The sequence below is a fragment of the Erwinia oleae genome (genome assembly GCF_000770305.1).
Lineage (GTDB): Bacteria > Pseudomonadota > Gammaproteobacteria > Enterobacterales > Enterobacteriaceae > Erwinia > Erwinia oleae.
Genome location: NZ_JNVB01000010.1, coordinates 33411 through 55884, shown reverse-complemented (window position 1 = coordinate 55884; position 22474 = coordinate 33411). Strand labels below are relative to the sequence as shown.

Annotated in this window: 24 protein-coding genes and 1 other RNA gene; 8 read left to right on the top strand and 17 right to left on the bottom strand. The window is 56.1% G+C overall.

Going from position 1 to position 22474, the window contains the following annotated elements:
- Window positions 1–12 precede the first annotated feature (12 nt).
- Both rnpB and rsmI read right to left on the bottom strand, forming a co-directional pair.
- Window positions 13–388, bottom strand: an RNA gene (gene rnpB / locus GS12_RS22915) — RNase P RNA component class A.
- Window positions 389–420: 32 nt separating this feature from the next.
- Window positions 421–1278, bottom strand: a complete 858-nt coding sequence (gene rsmI / locus GS12_RS05155; protein ID WP_034911839.1) for a 16S rRNA (cytidine(1402)-2'-O)-methyltransferase — start codon at window positions 1276–1278, stop codon at window positions 421–423.
- Window positions 1279–1339: 61 nt separating this feature from the next.
- Here rsmI and GS12_RS05150 point away from each other — a divergent pair, with 61 nt between their 5' ends.
- From GS12_RS05150 to dolP, 4 genes are read left to right on the top strand one after another with little or no spacing between them, the layout of a single operon-like run.
- The gene (locus GS12_RS05150) at window positions 1340–3343 is read left to right on the top strand and encodes a penicillin-binding protein activator (RefSeq protein ID WP_034944528.1); all 2004 of its coding nucleotides are present in this window, start codon (window positions 1340–1342) and stop codon (window positions 3341–3343) included.
- Window positions 3301–3711, top strand: a complete 411-nt coding sequence (locus GS12_RS05145) for a YraN family protein (protein ID WP_034911834.1) — start codon at window positions 3301–3303, stop codon at window positions 3709–3711. Before GS12_RS05150 ends, GS12_RS05145 begins: the two co-directional genes overlap by 43 nt.
- Window positions 3712–3724: 13 nt before the next feature.
- Entirely contained in the window at window positions 3725–4315 is a 591-nt protein-coding gene (gene diaA, locus GS12_RS05140; protein ID WP_034911831.1) for a DnaA initiator-associating protein DiaA, read from the top strand.
- 10 nt (window positions 4316–4325) lie between these two features.
- The gene (gene dolP, locus GS12_RS05135) at window positions 4326–4898 is read left to right on the top strand and encodes a division/outer membrane stress-associated lipid-binding lipoprotein (protein ID WP_034911828.1); all 573 of its coding nucleotides are present in this window, start codon (window positions 4326–4328) and stop codon (window positions 4896–4898) included.
- 44 nt (window positions 4899–4942) lie between these two features.
- Here the strand turns inward: dolP and GS12_RS05130 are convergent, their stop codons facing one another.
- From GS12_RS05130 to pmbA, 12 genes are all read right to left on the bottom strand, one after another.
- Entirely contained in the window at window positions 4943–6853 is a 1911-nt protein-coding gene (locus GS12_RS05130; RefSeq protein WP_034944525.1) for a BglG family transcription antiterminator, read from the bottom strand.
- A gap of 51 nt (window positions 6854–6904) precedes the next feature.
- Window positions 6905–8044, bottom strand: a complete 1140-nt coding sequence (locus GS12_RS05125) for a lactonase family protein (protein WP_034944522.1) — start codon at window positions 8042–8044, stop codon at window positions 6905–6907.
- Window positions 8045–8098: 54 nt separating this feature from the next.
- Entirely contained in the window at window positions 8099–8839 is a 741-nt protein-coding gene (gene dagF / locus GS12_RS05120; protein ID WP_034911820.1) for a 2-dehydro-3-deoxy-phosphogluconate aldolase, read from the bottom strand.
- Window positions 8840–8841: 2 nt separating this feature from the next.
- Window positions 8842–9957, bottom strand: a complete 1116-nt coding sequence (locus GS12_RS05115) for a DgaE family pyridoxal phosphate-dependent ammonia lyase (protein ID WP_034944518.1) — start codon at window positions 9955–9957, stop codon at window positions 8842–8844.
- Window positions 9941–11074 carry an amidohydrolase/deacetylase family metallohydrolase gene (locus GS12_RS05110; protein ID WP_034944515.1) on the bottom strand — a complete coding sequence of 378 codons (1134 nt, stop codon included), beginning with the start codon at window positions 11072–11074 and terminating at the stop codon, window positions 9941–9943. The genes GS12_RS05115 and GS12_RS05110 overlap by 17 nt, the downstream gene beginning before the upstream one ends.
- A 76-nt stretch (window positions 11075–11150) precedes the next feature.
- Window positions 11151–11795 carry a DUF4310 family protein gene (locus tag GS12_RS05105; protein WP_034911810.1) on the bottom strand — a complete coding sequence of 215 codons (645 nt, stop codon included), beginning with the start codon at window positions 11793–11795 and terminating at the stop codon, window positions 11151–11153.
- Between the two features lie 13 nt (window positions 11796–11808).
- Entirely contained in the window at window positions 11809–12585 is a 777-nt protein-coding gene (locus tag GS12_RS05100; RefSeq protein WP_034911808.1) for a DUF4311 domain-containing protein, read from the bottom strand.
- Window positions 12586–12654: 69 nt separating this feature from the next.
- The gene (locus tag GS12_RS05095; RefSeq protein WP_034944512.1) at window positions 12655–12951 is read right to left on the bottom strand and encodes a DUF4312 family protein; all 297 of its coding nucleotides are present in this window, start codon (window positions 12949–12951) and stop codon (window positions 12655–12657) included.
- 3 nt (window positions 12952–12954) lie between these two features.
- Complete coding sequence (locus GS12_RS05090) at window positions 12955–13317, bottom strand: SFCGS family glycine-rich protein (protein ID WP_034911802.1); 363 nt, start codon at window positions 13315–13317, stop codon at window positions 12955–12957.
- A gap of 48 nt (window positions 13318–13365) precedes the next feature.
- On the bottom strand, window positions 13366–13758 hold the full coding sequence (locus GS12_RS05085; RefSeq protein WP_152601355.1) for a glycine dehydrogenase: 393 nt from the start codon (window positions 13756–13758) through the stop codon (window positions 13366–13368).
- Window positions 13759–14160: 402 nt separating this feature from the next.
- On the bottom strand, window positions 14161–14544 hold the full coding sequence (gene cybC / locus GS12_RS05080; RefSeq protein WP_034911792.1) for a cytochrome b562: 384 nt from the start codon (window positions 14542–14544) through the stop codon (window positions 14161–14163).
- Window positions 14545–14626: 82 nt separating this feature from the next.
- Window positions 14627–15967 carry a metalloprotease PmbA gene (gene pmbA, locus GS12_RS05075; RefSeq protein ID WP_034944510.1) on the bottom strand — a complete coding sequence of 447 codons (1341 nt, stop codon included), beginning with the start codon at window positions 15965–15967 and terminating at the stop codon, window positions 14627–14629.
- A 160-nt stretch (window positions 15968–16127) separates the two neighbouring features.
- Between pmbA and yjgA the strand changes: the two genes are divergently transcribed.
- Window positions 16128–16673 carry a ribosome biogenesis factor YjgA gene (yjgA, locus tag GS12_RS05070; RefSeq protein ID WP_034911786.1) on the top strand — a complete coding sequence of 182 codons (546 nt, stop codon included), beginning with the start codon at window positions 16128–16130 and terminating at the stop codon, window positions 16671–16673.
- A 29-nt stretch (window positions 16674–16702) separates the two neighbouring features.
- On the opposite strand, the gene mpl is transcribed toward yjgA, so the two are convergent.
- Entirely contained in the window at window positions 16703–18070 is a 1368-nt protein-coding gene (gene mpl, locus GS12_RS05065) for a UDP-N-acetylmuramate:L-alanyl-gamma-D-glutamyl-meso-diaminopimelate ligase (RefSeq protein WP_034944507.1), read from the bottom strand.
- Window positions 18071–18235: 165 nt separating this feature from the next.
- Here mpl and fbp point away from each other — a divergent pair, with 165 nt between their 5' ends.
- Window positions 18236–19234, top strand: a complete 999-nt coding sequence (gene fbp / locus GS12_RS05060) for a class 1 fructose-bisphosphatase (protein ID WP_034911782.1) — start codon at window positions 18236–18238, stop codon at window positions 19232–19234.
- A 66-nt stretch (window positions 19235–19300) separates the two neighbouring features.
- Here the strand turns inward: fbp and GS12_RS05055 are convergent, their stop codons facing one another.
- On the bottom strand, window positions 19301–20863 hold the full coding sequence (locus tag GS12_RS05055; protein WP_034944576.1) for a methyl-accepting chemotaxis protein: 1563 nt from the start codon (window positions 20861–20863) through the stop codon (window positions 19301–19303).
- Between the two features lie 166 nt (window positions 20864–21029).
- Between GS12_RS05055 and GS12_RS05050 the strand changes: the two genes are divergently transcribed.
- Window positions 21030–21440, top strand: coding sequence for a lysozyme inhibitor LprI family protein (locus tag GS12_RS05050; RefSeq protein WP_034944505.1), 411 nt, complete (start codon window positions 21030–21032; stop codon window positions 21438–21440).
- Between the two features lie 98 nt (window positions 21441–21538).
- Complete coding sequence (ppa, locus tag GS12_RS05045; protein WP_034911776.1) at window positions 21539–22066, top strand: inorganic diphosphatase; 528 nt, start codon at window positions 21539–21541, stop codon at window positions 22064–22066.
- A 52-nt stretch (window positions 22067–22118) separates the two neighbouring features.
- Here ppa and GS12_RS05040 read toward each other — a convergent pair whose 3' ends face one another.
- Window positions 22119–22472 (bottom strand): gamma-glutamylcyclotransferase family protein, encoded by a 354-nt coding sequence (locus GS12_RS05040; protein ID WP_034944502.1) that lies wholly within the window; start codon window positions 22470–22472, stop codon window positions 22119–22121.
- Window positions 22473–22474: the final 2 nt, after the last annotated feature.

The following is a 22474-nucleotide window of genomic DNA, read 5'->3' as shown; positions in this document are numbered from 1 at the left end:
TTGTGTCGAATGAGTTGAAGCTGACCGGTAAGCCGGGTTCTGTCGTGGACAGTCATTCATCTAGGCCAGCAATCGCTCGCTGGCTCAAGCAGCCTACCCGGGTTCAGTACGGGCCGTACCTTGTGAACCCCTATTTGGCCTTGCTCCGGGTGGAGTTTACCGTGCCACGAACTGTTGCCAGCCGCGCGGTGCGCTCTTACCGCACCCTTTCACCCTTACCTGATCCCTAAAGGGCCATCGGCGGTTTGCTCTCTGTTGCACTGGTCGTAGGCTTGCGCCCCCCAGGCGTTACCTGGCACCCTGCCCTATGGAGCCCGGACTTTCCTCCCCTCTGTCTGTCTCCCCCGAAGGAGGACGGCAACAAAGCGGCGACTGTCTGGTCAGCTTCGGCGCGGATGATAGGCGATTCCTCGCTCTTTGTCACCCTTCTTGCTGCTCAAGCGCGTACTTATAGAGCGCGTTCTTCTTCACGCCGTGAATTTCCGCCGTCAGTTGAGCGGCCTTTTTTAACGGCAACTCCTTTTGCAGCAGCGCCAGCGTACGCAGCGCTTCAGGCGGTAGCGCGTTTTCCTCAGCGTGATAACCTTCCACCACCAGTACCATTTCGCCCTTACGGCGATTTTCATCCTCTTTCACCCAGGCAAGCAGTTCGCCCACTGGCGCGCCGTGGATCGTCTCCCACGTCTTGGTTATTTCTCGCGCCAGCACCACGTAGCGCCCCTCGCCCCACACGTTCACCATATCCTCCAGGCTTTCGAGCAGCCGGTGAGTGGATTCGTAAAAAATCAGCGTGCGAGGCTCCTGCTCAAGCGCGCGCAGCACGTCGCAGCGTCCTTTACTTTTCGCCGGAAGAAACCCTTCATAACAAAAACGATCCGAAGGCAGACCCGCCGCGCTCAACGCCGCGATCGCCGCGCAGGCGCCGGGGAGCGGTACCACGCGGATGCCTGCTTCGCGGCACTGACGCACCAGGTGATAACCCGGATCGTTGATTAAAGGCGTACCGGCATCGGAGACCAGCGCGATACTTTGCCCTTCGCGCAGCTTTGCCAGCAGCGTCTCGGCCTTCTGCTGCTCGTTATGATCGTGTAATGCGAAGAGGCGCGCATTGATGGCGAAATGTTGTAGCAACAGCCCGGTGTGACGTGTATCTTCCGCTGCGATAAGATCAACGTGCGCCAGCACCGTCAGCGCACGCTGGGTGATATCGCCCAGGTTACCGATCGGCGTGGGAACAATATAGAGCGTGCTGGCTGAAATATCTTCGCGTTGTTTCATTGTGAGATCCGAATTGCCGATTTAATATTGAGCATCCTGAAAAAACATTACTGGACCGAGTATGCTTCCTTTGAAAGTCACTCATAACAAAGCAGGACGCTGCGTGCCTGTATTACTGGCCGCCCTGATTTTCGCCGGGTGTACCAACCAGGCGCCGCAAACACCCGCCGTTAACGTGCAGGGCGCGGCGACGGGCACATCCGACTACTATCTGCAACAGATGCAGCAAAGCGCTGATGATAACAAGGTTGACTGGCAATTACTTGCCATCCGGGCGTTTCTTAAGGAAGGAAAGTTCCCGCAGGCCAACGATCAGTTTGCAAAACTGCCGCAAAACCTGAACGACACTCAGCGTCAGGAGAGCCGACTGCTTGCAGCACAGCTTAAAATCGCGCAGCAGGACATCACCGGTGCCAACGCGCTGCTCAGGCAAATTGATACAGAGTCGCTATCCAAAGAGCAGCAGGTTCGCTACAACCAGCTGTTGATCGCCACCAGCCGCGGGCTGGATCTCCTGCGCGCGCTGATCGCGCAGGAGCCGCTGCTGTCGCAGCCTGCCGATAAGCAGAAAAATATTGATGCCACGTGGCAGGCGCTGGTGCAGATGACGCCAGAGCAGGTTAACAACCTGGTTATCAACGCCGATGAGAACACGCTTCAGGGATGGCTGGATCTGCTGAATATCTATAAAGCCAACGGCAGCGATGCTGACATGCTTAAGGCAGGCATCAGCGACTGGCAGAAGCGTTATCCGGTCAATCCCGGCGCAAAAATGTTGCCTTCGGCGCTGAGTCAGATTCAAAATTTCCAGCCGTCATCAACCAATAAAATCGCGCTGCTGTTGCCGCTGAGCGGCCAGGCCCAGGCCTTTGCTAACGCCATCCAGAAAGGCTTTAACGATGCGAAAAACGGCGCGCTGGCCCAGCCTGCCGCGCAGCCCGTTGAGGCCGCCGCGCCAGCCAACGATTCTCCTGCTAACCCGGATGCGGCGGTCAGCCCGTCCGCTGCGCCCGTTGAAGCGCCGCAGATAGCCTCCGCGCAGCCGGTGGCGCAGAGCAGCGCATCGGCGCAAACCGCGCCGGCTGCCAGCTCAACACAGGTTCAGGTCTATGACACCAGCACCCAGCCTGTCGATCAGGTACTGGCTAAAGCACAGCAGGATGGTGCAACGCTGGTAGTCGGCCCACTGATCAAAGGTAACGTTGAGAAGCTGGCTGATATTCAGACGCCGCTTAATATCCTTGCGCTGAACACGCCGGAAACCGTCCAGAACCGTCCGAATCTTTGCTATTTTGCGCTTTCTCCTGAAGACGAAGCGCGCGATGCCGCTCATCATATGTGGGATCAGGGCAAACGTTCGCCGCTGCTGATTGTGCCACGCAACGCATTGGGCGCTCGTGTCAGCAAAACCTTTGCCGCTGAATGGCAAACGCTGGGCGGCAACACCGTGCTGCAACAGCAGTTTGGCTCAACGGCGGAACTGAAGCAGGGAATTAACAGCGGCGCGGGCCTCAGCCTGACGGGAACGCCGATTGCGGCACCGTCGCAGCAGCCTCAGGATGTTTCCATCGCCGGCCTGACTATACCGGCGCCGGTGCAGGATACGCCCGCCTCCTCTGCTGGCAGCAGCGTGGACTCTGTTTATATTATCGGTTCACAGAGCGAGATGGCGCTGATTAAGCCCATGCTCTCAATGCGCGTCAGCAGCCGCAGCCAGGTACAGATGTATGCCAGTTCGCGCAGCTACCAGGCGGGTGCAGGTCAGGACTATCGTCTTGAAATGGAAGGCTTACAGTTCAGCGATATTCCGCTATTGTCCGGCGATAATCCCTCGCTGATGCAGCAGGCCGCGCGTAATTTCAACAATGATTACTCGCTGGTGCGCCTGTACGCGATGGGTGTGGACGCCTGGACGCTGGCGAATCGCTTTAACGAAATGCGCCAGACGCCGGGTGCGCATATTCGCGGCGAAACGGGCGAGCTGAGCGCCAATCAGGATTGCGTTATCAACAGGACGTTGACATGGAACCAGTACCGCCAGGGGCAAATCGTTCCGGCCTCCTGAGCCGGCAACAGGCTGGCGCGGGTTTTGAACGCCAGGCGCGCCGTCTGCTGGAACGCGCAGGGCTCAGCTTTATCGCCGCAAACGTGCGCTATCGCAGCGGCGAAATCGACCTGATTATGCGCGATGCGCAGACCTGGGTTTTTGTTGAAGTTCGCTATCGCCGCAACGCGCTGTTTGGCGGCGCGGCGGCCAGCGTCACCCGCAGCAAGCAGCGTAAGCTGCTACAAGCCGCCTCGCTGTGGCTGAGCGGACGCGGCCTCAGCGTTGATACTGCTGACTGCCGCTTTGACGTCGTAGCCATGACCGGAAACCAGGTCGAGTGGTTACCCAATGCTTTTTCGGCGGAATACTTTTCCGCCAGTGACTGACCAGGTGAGAGATGTGCTGGAAAGAATAAAAGTCTGTTTTACCGAAAGTATTCAAACCCAAATTGCGGCGGCCGAGGCGTTACCGGATGCGATATCCCGCGCGGCGATCGCGCTTGTGCAGTCGCTGCTCAACGGCAACAAAATACTCTGCTGCGGCAACGGCGCCTCAAGCGCCAACGCTCAGCATTTTGCCGCCATCCTGATTAATCGCTACGAAAGCGAGCGGCCCAGCCTGCCGGCCATTGCGCTCAGCGCGGATAACGTGATGCTAACGGCCATCGGCAACGATCGCCTGCATGATGAAATCTACGCGAAGCAGGTACGAGCGCTGGGTCAGGCTGGCGACATTCTTCTGGCCATCTCAACGCGCGGCAACACGCGTGATATTGTGAAGGCCGTTGAAGCAGCCGTAACACGCGATATGACAATTATCGCGCTTACCGGCTATGATGGCGGCGAACTCGCCGGTTTACTGGGGCCACAGGATGTGGAAATTCGTATTCCCTCGCACCGAAGCGCGAGGATTCAGGAAATGCATATGTTAACCGTAAATTGCCTGTGCGATTTAATCGATAACACCTTATTTCCCCATCAGGATGCTTAAAGGAGCTTAAATGAAATTATTTTCCGCACTGGCGGTCGTGCTTACTGCGCTGATGTTACAGGGCTGCGTCGCGGCGGTGGTTGGCAGCGCAGCGGTGGCGACTAAAACCGCTACCGATCCGCGCACGGTGGGTACGCAGGTTGACGACGGCACATTAGAACTGCGCGTCAGCAACGCGTTATCAAAAGATGAGCAGATTAAAAAAGATGCGCATATTGTGGCAACCGCCTATCAGGGCAAAGTGTTGCTGACCGGCCAGTCGCCAAACGCTGAACTGGCAAGCCGCGCGAAGCAGATAACGATGGGCGTGGATGGCGCAACGGAAGTCTATAATGAGATCCGCACCGGCGACAAAGCCAGTTTTGGCACCGCCTCGTCCGATACCTGGATCACCACCAAGGTACGTTCGCAACTGCTGTCGAGCGATCAGGTGAAGTCGTCTAATGTGAAAGTCACCACCGAAAACGGCGAAGTGTTCCTGCTGGGGCTGGTCACCGATCAGGAAGCGAAAGCGGCGGCGGACATTGCCAGCCGGGTAAGCGGCGTTAAGCACGTTACCACCGCATTTACCACCTTGAAATAAGTGAAGTGCCGCCCGCGTCTGACGGCGCGGGCGGTCATGCCTCTCTAAAGCCTGCTCAGGCAATCCATCGCCACCGCTTTAAAGCTCTCAAAATCCTGACTGTCGCGCAGGCGCGTCATCGCTCTTTCCCGCATAAAGGTGACGAACAGATCGTAAATCGCCATCGCCTCTTCATATTCGGTTTTGCTGATCGCCAGCAGAAAGATAACGTACGCCGTTTCATCTCCCCAGGCGATGCCCTGCGGCGCCAGCACGGTATAGACGACGGTTTTTTTCGCCAGCAGCCCCAGCGAGTGCGGCAGCGCAATGCCCTCGCCCAGCATGGTGCTGACTATCGCTTCGCGCTCCTCGACCGACGGATAGAAAGCGTCATCGACCACGCCTTCCTGCTCAAGGCGATCGCACAGCGTCCTGAAGAGATCGGATTGCGCCATCGGCCCATCGATAATACAGAAATGGCTGGCGTCGAAAAACTTCTCCAGCATATAAGGCCGGGTACGATCAACCAGCACCAGCTTACCGATCTGCTCCAACTGATAGTCGGTAGGAAATGGCGACATCAACACCACAGGTTTATCTTTTTCGCTGAGGCGCGCGGTGGAGATAACAAAATCCTCGTCAATGCTCTCAAGCTGTTCGTACTCGCGCAGCGAAACAATATTGCTGACCACAATCTGCGGATATTTACGCATCAACAGCGCCTGGATCATGCGCACCGTTGAGTTGCCGGTATCGCAGACCAGTAGAATCTGCGGATGCCGCTGATAACCCACGTTGTAGTGGCGCTCCAGCCCGACGCCAATATGCAACACCAGAAAGCCAATTTCGTTTTCACTGATCACATAAGGCGTGTATTTTCCCCAGCTTGATACCGCCGCCAGCGTCACGTCGTACGCCAGCGGATAATGCTGCTTAATATTGCTCAACAGCGGATTGGGAATATTAATTTGATAACGCACGCGGGTGATCATCGTTTTGATGTGCGTCAGCAGGTCGGCGCGCAATTGGGGATCGTTTTGCAGGTTGAAATTGTAATGGGTGTTAACGTAGCTGAGGATGTAGTCCACCAGCGAATCGCCATCGTCAGGGCTGATGGCGCTTGGCGCAATCTCTTCAATGCGCCGCGCCGCGATATTGACCCGCAGATAGGCCTCTTCCGAGGGAGATATCGCTTTTCCGGTAATGGGCCGCATCAAATTGATGATATGACGAGCGGCGCTTCTTACGTCGTCGTCAACGTCCTCGGCGCTGAAGTCCGAAAGCGGGTAGCCTTCGCTGATGCGACGCACGGCCACGGCACAGTAAAGCCGCAGGTAAAACTCACTGTCATCGGTCAGGCGAATGGCAAAGCGGGTAAAGCACGGGTGCAGCAGCGGCTGGAGCGTTTCCAGCATGCCGCTGTTCAGCGCTTCCAGCGTTAAAAGCGGATCGTCACTGTCCTCCTGCGCCACCTGGTAAAGCAGATCGGTCAGGCAGGTACGGATTGCAACCTCGCTACCAAACAGCTTCATGCCGTAACGCGGCTTGGTTTCAATCGTCAGTTGGTAGCGATTGAGCCACTCTCTCACCTCAGCCATGTCGCTTTGCAGCGTAGCGCGGCTGACAAACCACTCGTCTGCCAGATCTTCCAGTCGCAGAGAGAAGGCTGAGGTGAGAAAACGGGTCAGCAGATAGTGCACGCGTGCGGCAGAGGTGCGCGGCACGCGCAGATGCGAAGGCGACTGATGCAGTAGCTGGCTGTAGCGCGCGGCGTCCTCGACCTTGAGCTGATAGCCTTCGCCGCGGCTGAGCACGAAGCGCGCACCGTGATCGGCCAACAGTTCGTTAAGCGCGGTGATGTCCGTGCGTACGGTGCGTGTTGAAACGTCAAAACGTCGCGCCAGTTCGTCCTGGGGCAACGTCTCTTTTTGCAGTAAATCAAACAGCTGTGCAAGCCGCTGGTTCGGAAATCTCACTTTTCTTCCTGATATTATTGGGGCCGAACGTTACGGCCCACTTTACGTATTTTATGGCGTCAGTACCATCTGTGACGGTGCACCCACCGCCGTATAATCATTGCTGAAAGAGAGCGCGCCACTCTGCGCATCCACGGCAAATCGCGTGATGTTATCGCTGCGCTGGTTCATGGCGTAAAGCGTTTTGCCATCGGGCGACAGCGTCAGCGTGCGCGTATAGTCACCGCGCGTCCAGATATCATCTTTATGGCTCAGCGCGCCGTTGGGCTCAATAGCAAAATGCGCGATGCTGTTATGTAAGCGGTTGGCGACGTAGAGATTTTTCCCGGCCCGGTCAATCACCAGTCCGGCCGCGAAGCTGGTGCCTTTGTATCCGGCAGGCAGTGCAGAAACCGTCGCGCCTTCGGTTAGCCGTCCGGTCGCTCTGTTGAGCAGGTAGTGCGTCAGCGTCGATGCCTCTTCGTTAATCAGCCAGAGCGACTTTCCGTCAGGATGAAAAACAAAGTGCCTTGGACCGGCGCCTGCGGAAGATGCCTCAATCCATGCAGGATCGTTTGGCGTAAGGGTGCCGTTACGATCAAAACGGTACTGATAAATGCGATCCAGGCCTAAGTCGGTTGAAAAAACAAACTTACCGCTGGGATCGGCGGCGATCATATGCGCGTGCGGCCCGTTGTGATCGCTGATGGCAAAGCTGCCTTCTGCGGCCGCAGCGGGTTTGGCCGCACCAGGCGGCCCTTTATCCTGCTGCACGTCGCTGGCTTCGGCAAGTCGTCCATCGGGCAGCACCGGTAAAACGGCCTTACTGCCGCTGACGTAATTCGCCACCAGCAGGAATTTGCCGTCCGGCGTCAACGTCAGATAAACCGGCCCTGCGCCCTGCGAGCTAACCTGATTAAGCAAGGTCAGGCCGCCGTCTGCGCCAATCGCGTAGGCGGCTACCAGGCCTTTTTCACTCTCGCTGGCGACATAAAGCGTTTTTCCGGCGGCATCCACAGTCAGCTGAGCCGGGTTTGCCAGGCGGCTGACCAGCGTTTTTTCGCTAAGCGCGCCGGACTCTGGATTGACCTGAAAGCGATAGACGCCTTCGCCGTTAGGATTATAGGTACCAACCCAGGCAAACTGCGCCTGAGCGGCCAGGGGCGTTGCCGCCATCAGAGCAAAAGAGACTGCAAAAGACCAGTTACGCATCGTTGTTCCTCGCAGGAGCTGAAAACGGCGGGCAGGATGCCCGCCGCGGAGTGCTTAGCCAAGCAGTTTTTTTGTCATTGATAACAGCGTACTGACGTCAGCCGGGCGCGTGTTGCCGGAGGCGTTATCAATGATTGAGCTGTAGATGTGCGGGATGATTTTGCTGACGCCCGCGTCCAGCGCGATTTTCAGGATGGCTTCGTAGTTTTCCAGGTCGATACCGCCGGTTGGCTCCAGCCAGAAATCCTGTTCAGCACAGGCTTTGGCAACGGCTTTGAATTCGTCGATCGCCTTCAGGCCGCCCATCGGGAAGTATTTGACCGAACTGCCGCCCATGTCTTTCAGCAGGGCGATGGCGGTTTCAATCGGCACGATGCCGTCGCTGGCTTTCGAACTGAGCGGGCCGGTGGAGATTTTTACCTGGCCCGGCGTGCCGGTTGGCGAAATCAGTCCGTTGACCACCGTCTGGCTCTGGCCCAGCAGCGCGCGGCTGGTTGCCACGCCGGTAAAGACCTGGTTGACGTGCTGCGGCTGGATCTGCGCCGAGATGGCGCTGACCATTGCCGACTGGTTAGGATCGCCCGCACCCAGACCGACGGAGAGCGCATTGTCGATAAGCGCAGCGTATTCGCGCATGTCGGCAACCGCGCTTTCAACGCTGTCGTAGTTTTTGGACAGTACGCCAACCAGCACGTGACCTTCCGCCGCCTGCCAGATCTCGCGAGCGTTCTCTTTCGAACCGGCCAGCACGTTCAGGCACACGCGGTCCTGATAAAATTTCGGGTTCAGCGTCATGCTTATTTCTCTCCTGCCAACAAGGCCTTAATGCAAATGTAAATCGTATTTAACTGGTCTGGCGACACGCTGCGCACGTCAACTTCAACAATGCCTTCGTTAGCTTTGTAGCCGCGAAAATAAATAGCGATGTCGCCAGTTTTGAGCGCCTGTACCACATTGCCGGTAGTATGGCCGATAACCGCTTCATCGAAATGGATCTCGGTTCGCGCAATATCGCGTCCTGCCGCATCCCACACCACGCGCGCGCTGATGCCGTTGAGCGAATTGAGGCTGTCGATAAACGGCGTCATTTTCTCGACCATCTGCGCGCCGGAGACTTTCTCCTGCACCAGATAGTTTTCAATCGCCTGGGTCAGGCCAAGGATGCCCTCTTTGCCGACCTTCATGGCGCGACCAATGCCGAGCGACTGACGTTTCACCCACTCAACATACTGTTTACGGCCCATTACCAGGCCGCTGGTTGGCCCCTCAATCGCTTTTGCGCCGCTGTAGATAACCAGATCCGCGCCGTACTGGTAGTAGCACTGCAAATCTTCTTCTGCTGCCGCATCCACAATCAACGGCACGCCGTGCTTGCGTGCGACGCCCGCCGCCTGCTCAACGCTGAGGTGGCTTTTCTGCACGCAGTGGTGCGACTTGATATAAAGAATGGCGGCGGTCTGCGGGGTGACTGCGGCTGAAAGTTGTTCCGGCGAGCATTCATTCGCATAGCCCGCTTCCACCAGACGGCCGCCGCCCATGGCGACCATGGTGCCTACCGGCGCGCCGAAGTTCACGTTGTGTCCTTTCGGCACCACAATATCGTGCGGCACAATCAGCGGCGCGGCGTGCAGGTTTTCCAGCAGCCAGTCGTTATCTTTCACAATGACGGCAGCGACAGACTGCGCGATCCCGGCAGAGGCGCAGGAAACCACGACCGCATCTTCGCAACCCAGCAGGTTCGCGATCCAGGCGCCGGTTTTGTTGACCAGATCCTTGATCTCAAAATAGTGGTTCAGGCCGTATTTCACCGTGTCGACCACATCAGCGCTCGGCGTGGAGACGCCAAGAATGGTCATGCGGCCGGAGGCGTTGATGACCTGTTTGAGGTCATATTTTTCATAAATCGAAGACATGATGCTTTTTCCCTTCGTCGGTAATAAACCACTGTCCGGCCACCACAGCCGCCAGCGGCATTAGCTGTTTCTCACCGCTGACCGACTGCCCTTCGGAGTCGATGAACAGACAAGATTCTTCTTTGACGTCAAAAATGGTCAGGTCGGCGTCAGCGCCTGGCTCGAGCCGTCCCTTGCCGTGCAAACGCAGGCCGTCGGCGGCCTGATGGGTGACACAATCGATGATTTGCGGCAGCGTCATACCCACGCTGAAGAACTTCGACATCACATGAGCCAGCGTATAAACCGGGCCGTCGATGCGGTTACGGCAGTAAATATCGGAGCTGATGGTATGTGGCAGAATGCCCTGCGCGATGGCGACGCGCGCCACCTCGAAACTGAAGCTGGCGGTGCCGTGCCCCACGTCCAGCCGGACGCCGCGCTGTAGCGCACGGGTGATTGACGCGCGCAGTTCGCCAGAGGGCGTCAGCACGCGGTTGGGCTTGCCGTTATAGCAATGGGTGATGATGTCACCGCTGCTCAGCAGGTCGGCGATTTCGTCAAGATCCGGCGGGTTGTTGCCGATATGCACCATCAGCGGCAGATCGTCGTTCTCATGCTGGATCTCTTTAGCCCGCAGCAGCGGCTGAATGCCGTTCTCGCCTACCACGCTGCTGCTCATGCGCGCTTTGATACCAATGATAAAGCCCGGCAGGCGCTTAACCGCATCACGCACGCCAACCTTGTCGATCTGGTTCATGTCCGCCAGCTCGTTTTGCGTCACGATGCCGGTGCGGGCAATATTCAGCAGCGCGTATACCTGGGTGCTGGCGGCACGGGTAATTTCATAAAAGTCATCGATATCGTCCGCACCGGTACTGCCGGCGTCGACAACGGTGGTCACGCCGGTCCAGACACCGATTCGGTCGGCTTCATCGTGATAGATCGGCGATTTGGGATAGCAGTGAACGTGAGAATCAATCCATCCCGCGCTCAGCCAGTAGCGGCCTTCAAGGTCGCGCTCCTGGGTTGCTGCACCCTGTACGTCGCCCAGGGCGGCAATTTTGCCGTCATGGATAGCGATATCGGTCAGACTACCGTCAGCAAGACGCGCCCGACGAATAATGAGGTCAAACATTGCGGACTCCTGTAGAACCGGACGCCAGCGGCGTCCGTCAGAGCGGCCTGCTCAGGGAGAGAAGGCCGCCGTTACATCAGAGGGCTACCGGGAAAAATGCGCCCAGCAGCATGGCGCCAAGAATAGCGCCGCCGGTAATCGGCTTGTTCCAGAGATAGAACGCCAGCGCTCCCAGCAGCGAACCTAAGCCGATCGGAATGGAAGCCGTCATGGCGGAGAGGATAATCAACGGCCCCAGGAAGCGGCCAGACGCATTACCTGCGCCCATCATCACGTCAGCGCCGTAGGTGGAGTCGCTGTTGTTGATGGTGAACTTACGCGCCAGAATGATCACATAGCCAATGGCCACGCCGATCGCCAGTCCGGTGACCAGTGAAGCGGCGAAGTTTGCAACGGGAAAGACAATGCCTGCGCCGAGCAGCAGCGCGGGCACGCCCAGGCCGACGCCGGTCTGGATGGCACCGCCGATATCGAGAATTCCCACCAGCGAACCTTCGATAATACGGGCAAACAGGAAGCTGGCGCCGAAGGCCGCGACCGCACCGTACACACCGGTTTCCATTCCTGCACGCAGCATGGAGACGAAAGCGACTTCGTTAAACGCGCCGAGGCCGTAAACGTAGTACATGTGCGTACCCGCAAACACGCCTGCGGAGAGCAGACCGACGAAGATCGGGAACGACCAGTCGGCATACCAGAACCCTTTATTGGTTTCTTCCATTTTCATTGTCCTCTTATTTGCCGCTCAGGGAGTTATGAATCATCTCCAGCCAGCCAGGCACGCCAAGCTGGAAGGATTGCAGCATTTTCATGTCAAAGCCGCGGAAGAAGCCGCTCAGCACAAACAGCAGAACAATAGCCACCATCATGATTTTGGTCACTTTGTTCCAGCCGCTCTCCTCAACGCCTTTACCAATCAGAATACCCAGCACCAGACCCGGTACGGCATTGCCCATAATCAGCTGCGCCAGGCCGCCGAAAATGGTGGCCCAGAAGCCCGATTTCTTACCGGCGTCGATCGCCGCCAGCCAGAAGATAACCGGCATCACGGTGTTGACCAGCAGGTTTGCGGCAGGCACCAGCACCTTAACGGCGGTAACCTGTAGCGCGGCAGGAACGGCAGATGCGGTGGAGTTGAGGAAGGCAACGACGATCATGCCGATGATGCCGCAGGCGATCGCCATTTTCTTCGGATTGTGCAACGTTTCAGCCACGTTGCGGTTTTTCACCATTAACGCGGCGGCGCCCCAGTGCGGGATAATGCGGTGGTCAACGTCCTGCGTGAAGGAACCCGCCGCCACGGAAGACGCCCATGCGTTAAAAAAGAAGCCCAGGCCGAACGAGAAGTGAGAAGCGGGATCGCCCTCACAGGAATTCAGCTCACCCAGTGTACGAAATGCGCCCATGCCCTGCGTCGTTGGTGCATGAAACATACGCGCGGCACCCGCGCCTACGCCCACGCCGACAAAGCCGCCAATAATGAGCGATTTTAATAAAATAATTAAAAACATTAGTCTTTCCTTTCAGGCTTACGCCAACGTTTTTAAATCGTGGTTATTGCTGCCCCGAAGGGCAGTGCTTTATTGCGCGTCGAAATCGACCTTATCAGCGTCGATTACGCTCACGTTGACGGTAATATCCAGCTCAACGCTGTAACTCCGTCGCTCTCTCGCCAGAAAAAAGAAAAGAAACTTCTCTTTTCTGACCCTCTCCTGCGCCCGAACCACTTTCACATCCTGAGGTTCAATGCGAAGCAGAACTTTGTTGGTGGATTTCAGTAGCGTGTTCTGTACCCGGCTCAGCGCATCGGCAAAAGCGCGCGCTTTGCTGTCGCCCTTGCCGCTGACGTTCACCGTGGTGGTGAATTGCTCCTTCATCGGTCAGCCGCCGTGCTTCTTGTTCCAGGCCTGCACCAGACGCTCGCCCAGCTCTTCTTTATCCATAAAGCCAAAGCCCAGCGCGAGCGCGCCTTCATTGATGGCCGTGACGCCTTCTTCAATGGAGCGCATGCCGTATTTCGCTTTATAGCCGTGTTTGTTCTGCGCGGTGATTGCGCCTGCGCCGCCGCTGCCGCAGAAAGAGATGCCGAAAGAGGCGTTTTCCGCCTTCATGACGTCGCCCAGCTTCATATCCGCCGCCACGCCCGGTACGACAATCGCTTTGCCGCCCGCTTTTTCAACGCCTGCGGCAACCTTCTGGCCTTTACCTAAACGATCGCCAATCACTACGATGACCTGAGACATGTTCTATTCCTTAATTTGTTGAAAAATAACTGCGTAATTGCGTGACTATCAGGCGTTCTCTTTTGCGACTTCAAAATGGACCGACAATAGCCAGGCCTCTTCTTGTGGCAGATTGCCAAACAGATCGACCACCTGCTGCGCCAGCGACATGGAGTCAGAAGAGATATCCTCAAACAGCTCCGCTTCCACTTCCGGCAGCGGCTCGCCGGTGATGGAACGCAGCGCCATCGCCTTAACGTGCGAGGTCAGCATCTGCTGCTGCACCGCGTTGGGATGGATCTCTTTTGTAGCAAAAAGCGTGGCGATCTGACCCATTACGCGATCCGCCAACGCCTGAATAGCCTGTTCCTCGTTAGCCGTACTCACCGATACCGCTCCATTTTCCACGTTACGAACCTCGTCATAGTGCTGGCACAAAAGGCCATTAATTTCTGATGTCATCAAATTAACGTTCTGAAGCCTGACTGTGTAGAACGACTTTTTCCGTTTCAAAGTGGAAACAGACAGATGGAATGCGATCTGTGCCACAAAATCGTTAATTTGTGCATGCAGAGAGGGGAAATGCGAGAGATATCACAATCCTGCGTTTAATTATGCTAAGTCCATGCATTTAAAAGTGATTTTTCAATGAATAATGATTCAAAAAGAAAGGATTACAGAGGAAAAACTTATCTGACGTATTATTAAATGATAAATAAAGCACAGTAAAAAATATAATGGCATCAGCCATATCAGGCATCTGCGGTAGTTATTAATATAAAAACGACAATATTTTCACGCTATTTAAAGATAAGTGAATATGATTAACATCCCGATAAAAGGGTCCGGGCGGACCCGTTACCTTTAGCGAAATTTTTTGTGATTGGCATCACGCGTATCAGCAAATTTTTTGGCTTCTGCCTTCGCGCCAGCCACATCGCCCGCCTCCGCCAGCTTCAGACTTGAATCAATTTGCCCGAGCAGCGTATCAAGACCGGCGCGGAAATCTTTCATTTGAGCGCTGTCGGCTGGCTGACCTTTGAGCTTGTCCGGCGTCTGCGTTTTGGCATCTTCCGCCGCCGAACGCATATCGGTCAGCGCTTTTTTTATCTCTCCGGCATCATCCGATTTCATCACGGTACGCAGACCGCCTTTCAGCATATCCATATCGTCTTCCAGACTGGCCAGCGCCGGAATACTGGTACACAGCAGCGTGGTGGTGAACATGACCAACAGTGTTTTACGCATTGCTCGGTTCCTTATTATTTTTTGAATAAAAAGCATAAAAAAAGGCGGTCAAAAAGACCGCCCTTTTACTATGGATGAAAATTTACTGTCCGGCGATTTTCATTTCCGGCAGCAGCACCGAACCACACTGGATGTTGCTGCGGGTCTCAATGTCGCTGCCGACGGTAACCATGTTTCGCCACATCTCTTTCAGGTTGCCGGCGATAGTAATTTCGCTTACCGGATACTGGATCTCGCCGTTTTCCACCCAAAAGCCCGCCGCGCCGCGCGAGTAGTCGCCGGTGATGCCGCTGACGCCCTGCCCCATCAGTTCAGTGACCACCAGGCCCGTGCCCATCTTTTTCAGCAGTTGTTCAAAGCTGTCGCCCTGGCCGTTGATACGCCAGTTATGGATACCGCCCGCGTGGCCGGTGCTCTGTAAACCCAGTTTGCGCGCCGAATAGTTGGTCAACAGCCAGGTTTGCAGCACGCCGTCTTTAATAATATCGCGCTGATGCGTTTTAACGCCTTCGCTGTCAAACGGTGAAGACGCTAATCCTTTCAGCAGGTGCGGCTGCTCCTGAATAGTCAGCCACGCCGGCAGGATCTGCTGGCCCATCTCTTCGAGCAAAAAGGTTGATTTGCGGTACACGCTGCCGCCGCTGATGGCCCCCACCAGGTGACCAAACAGCCCGGTTGCGACTTCGGCAGCAAAGAGAACCGGCGCCTTCATGGTGGAGAGCTTACGCGGCGAAAGGCGTGAAAGCGTGCGACGGGCACACTCTTCGCCAACCCATTCCGGCGATTTCAAATCGTCAATTGCGCGGCCGATGGTATAGGCGTAGTCGCGCTCCATGTCGCCTTCCACCCCGGCAATGACGCTGCTGGAGAGCGAGTGGCGGCTGGAGGCGTAGCTCTGGATCATGCCATGACTGTTGCCAAAGACGCGTACGCCGACGTGGCTGTTAAAGCTGCCGCCTTCGGTGTTGCTGATGCGCGGGTCGGATTTCAGCGCCGCCTGCTCCGCGCGGGCTGCCAGCTCGATAGCACGGTCAGGATCGAGATCGGCAGGATGAAACAGATCCAGATCCGGCGCCTCGAACGCCAGCAGTTCACGATCCGCAACGCCAGCGTAAGGATCGGGCGAGGTGTACCGCGCGATGTCGATTGCCGCCTGCACGGTACGTTTAATGGCTTCAGGGCTGAGATCGGTTGAAGATGCGCTGCCCTTGCGGTTTTGCTGATAAACGGTGATGCCGAGCGCGCCGTCGCTGTTGAACTCAACGTTTTCCACTTCGCCGTAGCGCGTGCTGACGCTGATGCCAGTGGTTTTCGATACCGCGACTTCCGCGCCGTCAGCATTGGCTTTCGCGAGGTCGAGCGCTGTCGCGACCGCCTGTTCAAGGATTTTACGCTGTTCTGCAACCTGGGGGAGTAATTTCATCGGCCTGCCATATAATTAGTGAGTGCTGTCTGCCCGGTGACAATCGCACATAACGCACTCATTTTGCCTGTGAGATAGTTTGAGTCTAACAGACTCAGAGAACAATTTCGCAGTAGCGAAGTAACCTGTTAACATTGGCATCTTTTTTAAGGAGCCTTTTATGACCAGGCAGCCCGACGACTGGCTCGATGACGTACCGGATAACGAAGAAGAAGAAGACGAAGAGATTATCTGGGTCAGTAAGAGTGAAATCAAACGCGATGCGGAAGAGCTCAAGCGGCTTGGCGCAGAGCTGGTCGATCTCAGTAAAACCTCGCTGGATAAGATCCCGCTGGATGAAGATCTGCGCGCGGCTATCGAACTGGCGCAGAAGATCAAAAAAGAGGGACGCCGCCGCCAGCTTCAGCTGATTGGCAAAATGCTGCGCTCGCGTGATGAAGATCCGATCCGCCAGGCGCTGGATAAGCTGAAGAACCGTCATAACCAGCAGGTGGCGCTGTTTCACAAGCTGGAAATGCTGCGCGACCGGCTGGTTGAACAGGGTGACGACGCCCTGCCGGAGGTGTTGAATCTGTATCCCGACGCCGATCGCCAGCAGCTACGTGCGATGATCCGTAACGCACAAAAAGAGAAAGCCGCCAGCAAACCGCCGAAAGCCTGGCGTCAGATTTTTCAATATCTGCGCGAGCTTGCCGAAGCCCGATAAAAAAAGGCGGATAATCTCCGCCTTATTTTTTAAACTCCCGCCCGTTCCGCTAACCCGTCCAGCAGTTTCTGATGAATCCCACCAAACCCGCCGTTGCTCATCACTAAAATTGTGTCGCCGGGCTGCGCGCTTTTCACTACTCGCTCTGCAAGGGCATCAACATCGGCGCTCCAGTGCGCGGGCTGCACGCAGGCATCCGCCACTTCCGCAACCTGCCAGGGAATATGGTGCGGCTGAAGCAGAAAGACCTCGTCGGCGCGCGCCAGCGCAGGCGCCAAATCGTCTTTACTCACGCCCATTTTCATAGTGTTTGAACGCGGTTCCAGCACCGCCAGAATGCGCGCCGTGCCGCCCACTTTACTGCGCAGGGCGGTCAGCGTTGCCAGGATCGCCGTGGGATGGTGCGCGAAGTCGTCATACACTTTTACGCCGTTGGCCTCGCCGCGAAGTTCCAGGCGACGCCGCGCATTAATAAAGTCGTTCAGCGCGCGGCCGGCATCTTCTGGCCTGACGCCCACGTGGCGCGCTGCCGCCATCGCCATCATGCCGTTATGCATGTTGTGTTCGCCAACCAACGCCCAGTTCACCTCCGCCACGCATTCGCCATCCAGCCACACTTGCCAGTGCGAAGCATCGACGGTCAGCTTTTTCGCCTGCCAGCGACCGCCTTCACCCAGGCTCTCCTGCTCGCTCCAGCACCCCATCGCTATGACCTGCTTCAGGTTGGCGTCGTTTTCCGGCAGTAAAATTTTGCCCTGCCCAGGCACGATGCGTACCAGATGATGGAACTGGCGCTGAATAGCACGCAGATCGTCAAAGATGTCGGCATGATCGAATTCGAGGTTATTGAGGATCAGCGTGCGCGGGCAGTAATGAACGAATTTGGAGCGCTTGTCGAAAAACGCGCAGTCGTATTCATCGGCCTCAATCACGAAGAATGGGCTTTTTCCTAAAGTTGCCGATACATCGAAGTTTCCCGGCACACCGCCAATGACGAAACCCGGTTCAAGACCGCAGGCCTGTAAAATCCACGCCAGCATGCCTGCGGTGGAGGTTTTACCGTGCGTTCCGGCGACGGCCAGCACCCAGCGGTCGCGCAGCACGAAGTCATGCAGCCACTGCGGGCCGGAAAGGTAAGGAATGTTGCGCTCCAGTACCGCTTCCACGCAGGCGTTGCCGCGCGTCATCGCGTTGCCGATAATGACCAGATCCGGCGCAGAATCGAGTTGGGAAGGATCGTATCCCTGAATTAAATCAATGCCTTGCTTTTCAAGCAGTGTGCTCATCGGCGGATAAACATTGGCATCTGAGCCCGTGACTTCATGCCCCAGCGCGCGTGCCAGTACGGCCAGCCCGCCCATAAAAGTACCGCAGATACCAAGGATATGAATACGCATAACAGGTCCGTTTACTTAAAGTTCGGCGCACAGTGTAACGCCCCCCTCTCCCGGAATAAACGGATTTACCCTATGTTCTTTAACGTCCATTCGGCTAAACTGCCCGAACACGTTGGCAGTTTGTTAACCAGGCTGTCATTTAATCGCAGATTCAGGGATTGTGTTATGAAAACGTTGGGCGAATTTATCGTCGAGAAGCAACATGACTTTCCTCACGCTACAGGTGAACTGACGGCGCTGATTTCCGCCATCAAGCTTGGCGCAAAAATTATTCATCGCGATATCAATAAAGCCGGGCTGGTTGATATTCTGGGCGCCAGCGGTGCTGAAAACATTCAGGGCGAGCAGCAGATGAAACTGGATCTGTTTGCCAACGAGAAGCTTAAAGCAGCGTTGAAAGCACGCGGCATCGTGGCCGGTATCGCCTCTGAAGAAGAAGATGAGATCGTCATTTTTGAGGGCGTGGAAAACGGCAAGTACGTCGTGCTGATGGACCCGCTTGACGGATCATCAAATATTGATGTGAACGTGTCAGTTGGCACCATTTTCTCTATCTACCGCCGCATTACCCCGCCAGGCACACCCGTCACGGAAGAAGATTTCCTTCAACCTGGCAGCCAGCAGGTTGCGGCAGGCTACGTGGTTTACGGGTCGTCAACCATGCTGGTTTATACCACCGGCTGCGGAGTTCACGCCTTTACCTACGATCCCTCTCTGGGCGTGTTCTGCCTCAGCGCGGAGAAAATGGCGTTTCCTGAAGAGGGCTACACCTACTCCATCAACGAAGGCAACTATATCCGTTTCCCGCAGGGCGTGAAGAAGTACCTGAAGTTCTGCCAGGAAGAAGATAAAGCGACCCATCGTCCCTATACGTCACGCTACATTGGCTCGCTGGTGGCGGATTTCCACCGCAACCTCCTGAAAGGCGGCATCTATCTCTACCCAAGCACCGCCAGCCACCCACAGGGCAAGCTGCGCCTGCTGTATGAGTGCAACCCGATGGCCTTCCTCGCCGAGCAGGCGGGCGGCAAGGCGAGCGACGGTAAAAACCGCATTCTGGATCTGGTGCCGGAGACGCTGCACCAGCGCTCGCCGTTCTTTGTTGGCAACACCGACATGGTGGACGATACCGAACGCTTCCTGCGCGAGTACCCGGACGCATAACGTTGTTATCGGGCAAAAGAAAACGGGGCGATCATGTGATCGCCCCGTTTATTTCTGCGTCTGCGCTCAGGCGTGATTGAGGCGGAATACGGCCATCGACTGCACTAACTGCACCGACTGCTCCTCCAGCGACTGAGTAGCGGCCGACGCCTGCTCAACCAGCGCCGCGTTTTGCTGCGCCACCTCATCCATTTGCGTCACCGCCAGGTTAACCTGCTCAATGCCACGGCTCTGCTCCTGCGAGGCGCTGGAAATCTCTTTCATCAGCGTGGTTACACGGCTTACTTCCGTGGTGATTTCATCCATGGTTTCGCCGGCTTTCGTCGCCATCTGCGAGCCTTCGTTCACCCGCGTTTGTGATTCGCCGATCAGCTCGCGGATCTCTTTTGCGGCGGTCGCACTGCGTTGCGCGAGGTTGCGCCCTTCGCTCGCCACAACGGCAAAGCCACGGCCCTGCTCGCCTGCTCGCGCCGCTTCAACCGAGGCGTTGAGCGCCAGAATGTTCGTCTGGAAAGCAATGCCGTCGATCACGCCAAGAATATCGCCAATGCGTTTTGAACTGCTGGCAATCTCCTGCATTTTCTCAATAACGTAGCAAACGACTTCGCTGCCGCGATCGGCGCTGTCCGATACCGAACGGGCCAGCTGATGCGCCTGGGTGGCGTTTTCAGCGTTTAGTTTCACGGTAGCGGTAAGCTGCTCCATACTGGCGGCGGTCTGCTCCAACGAGGCGGCGGACTCTTCGGTACGCTGCGAGAGGTTAAGGTTGCCGGAAGCCAGTTCACGGCTGCCCACGTCGATCTGCATGCTGGCGTCGCGCACGCGGCTGACCGAGTCCTGAAGCGATGCCTGCATTTTCGCCAGCGCGGCATTCAGGCGGCCCAGCTCGTTTTTGCCGCTTTCCGGCAGCGGTTGCGTCAGATCGCCTTCGGAGACAAATTCGAGATGCGCAATGGCAACATCCAGCGGCTTGAGCAGAATGGTTCGCAGCATATACCACGCGATACTGAGCAGAACGAGCGTCAGCGCGCCACACAGTATAATAAGCGTCATCAGAATGCGTTCATTGCGGCTGGCTTCAGCGAGACGCTCGTCCGTTACCTGATTGGCATAGCTGTTGAATTTTTCCACCGCCCCGGAAAACGCGGTGCTCAACGGCGTCAGATTACCTTCCAGAATCGTATAGTAACCATCGGGGTCCTGCTTTTTAATTGCCGCAAACAGCGGCAGAATGCCCTGTTCCAGGTAAACGTCGTACGTTTTTTTAACCTCATCCGCCAGCTCCTTGCCGCGTAGCGTGACCGTTCCTGCATCCATAAAACGTTTCACTTCCGTTTGTGAAGAAGCGATATATTTCTCCGTCCGGGCCACTGAGGCGGCCGCATCATCCATCATGCCAATCTCCATTTTGCGGACCGACGTGGCAGCGGAAGTACGGGCGCGTAATAGTTTAGTATTCGCCAGAAACAGGCTGTTCAGTTCGATGCCCTGAATGCGGTTAACCACCTCAAGCGACCGGTTACCTTTATTGATTGCCAAAATTCCCATTACGCTGACCAGCAAAAGCATCAACGTCATCATCGCCATTAGTACCAACAAACCACTTCTTATTGAAATTTTTTTAAGCATGATTTTAAAGTCCAAAAAGGCTGAAATAAGCTCCAGAAAGCACCAGAAAACAGGTCTCTTATCGGCAGGGAAGCGGTGTTCTTTAGCACTTGCAGGACAAAAACGATTGATTCAGCTAATGTATTTTTCTGAAACTTAATTAAACCTTCTGAGCGATGAGAGCCTGATGAGAAAACTTTTTGCGATTGCCTGCGTGCTTTATGCCGCCAGCGGTCATGCGGAAACCAACCCGATTGATACCGCACAGGCCGCCTGTCTGGATAAAGCCAATACGACGGTTGATATGCAGCAGTGCTACAGCGAAGCGGGCAGCGCGTGGGACAAAGAGATGAATCAGCAATACAGCACGCTATTGGCCACGCTGGATAAGACGCAGAAAGCCAAACTGCGCGAGGCGCAGCGCGCGTGGCTGACGTATCGCGATAGCTGGCTGGCTGCCAGCAGGGAACGGATGCGCGACGGCGGCACGCTGGCAACCGTTTCGCTCGGCGCCCAGCGCGTAGAGCTGATCAGGAATCAGGTGCAGGCGCTCAAGTCACTCGCGAGTGGCAGCTGTGCGAATCCCGATGACTGCTAATGTGGAGCATTCCGAAAGGCCAAAAAGGGGGGATACTTTCAGTATCAGTTGGCTATAATGAGCGTCACTCTATTTGAGACTGCATAAAGGAATTCACCATGAGTTTGAACCAGGTTCCAGCGGGCAAAGATTTGCCGGAAGATATCTACGTCGTTATTGAGATCCCGGCGAATGCCGATCCGATTAAATATGAAGTCGACAAAGAGTCCGGCGCGCTGTTCGTTGACCGCTTCATGTCCACCGCGATGTTCTATCCGTGCAACTACGGTTACATCAACCATACGCTGTCTCTGGATGGCGACCCGGTGGACGTGCTGGTCCCAACCCCCTATCCGCTGCAACCTGGCTCAGTGATCCGCTGTCGTCCGGTTGGCGTATTGAAAATGACCGACGAGTCTGGCGAAGACGCCAAGCTGGTTGCCGTTCCGCACACCAAGCTGAGCAAAGAGTACGATCACATCAAAGATGTGAACGATCTGCCTGAGCTGCTGCGTGCGCAGATCACCCACTTCTTCGAACAGTATAAAGCGCTGGAAAAAGGCAAGTGGGTTAAAGTTGAAGGCTGGGATAACGCCGAAGCGGCGAAAGCAGAAATCATCTCTTCTTTCGAACGCGCGAAGAAGTAATTTTCTCGTTCACGATAAAAAAACGCCTTCCTGATGAAGGCGTTTTTTTTGGTCAGTCCACATCCGGCGCATCGCGCAGTAGCCAGTCGCCGCTGTCGATGCGTCGCATTCCCGTCACTGAACGCTGGTAAACATAGAGCCAGGCGCTGCCGTAGGGCGTTCGCACCAGTTCACGTTTATATTCTCCGCCTTTTGTGCGCAGCGCATCCAGCTCGCCCAGCGTGGAGGCGTCGATACGGTAAACTTCGCAGTAAACCTGCCCTTCACCCGCCACGATACCGGGATAGTGCCCCAGACTATAAAGCGCGTAACCCTCAAGCTGATGGTCGCCCAGCCACTGGCCGTTGGTCATCCAGTGGCTGTTGCCCTGTTTGCGTCTGAGGCTGCCATAAACAATTATTCGCATTG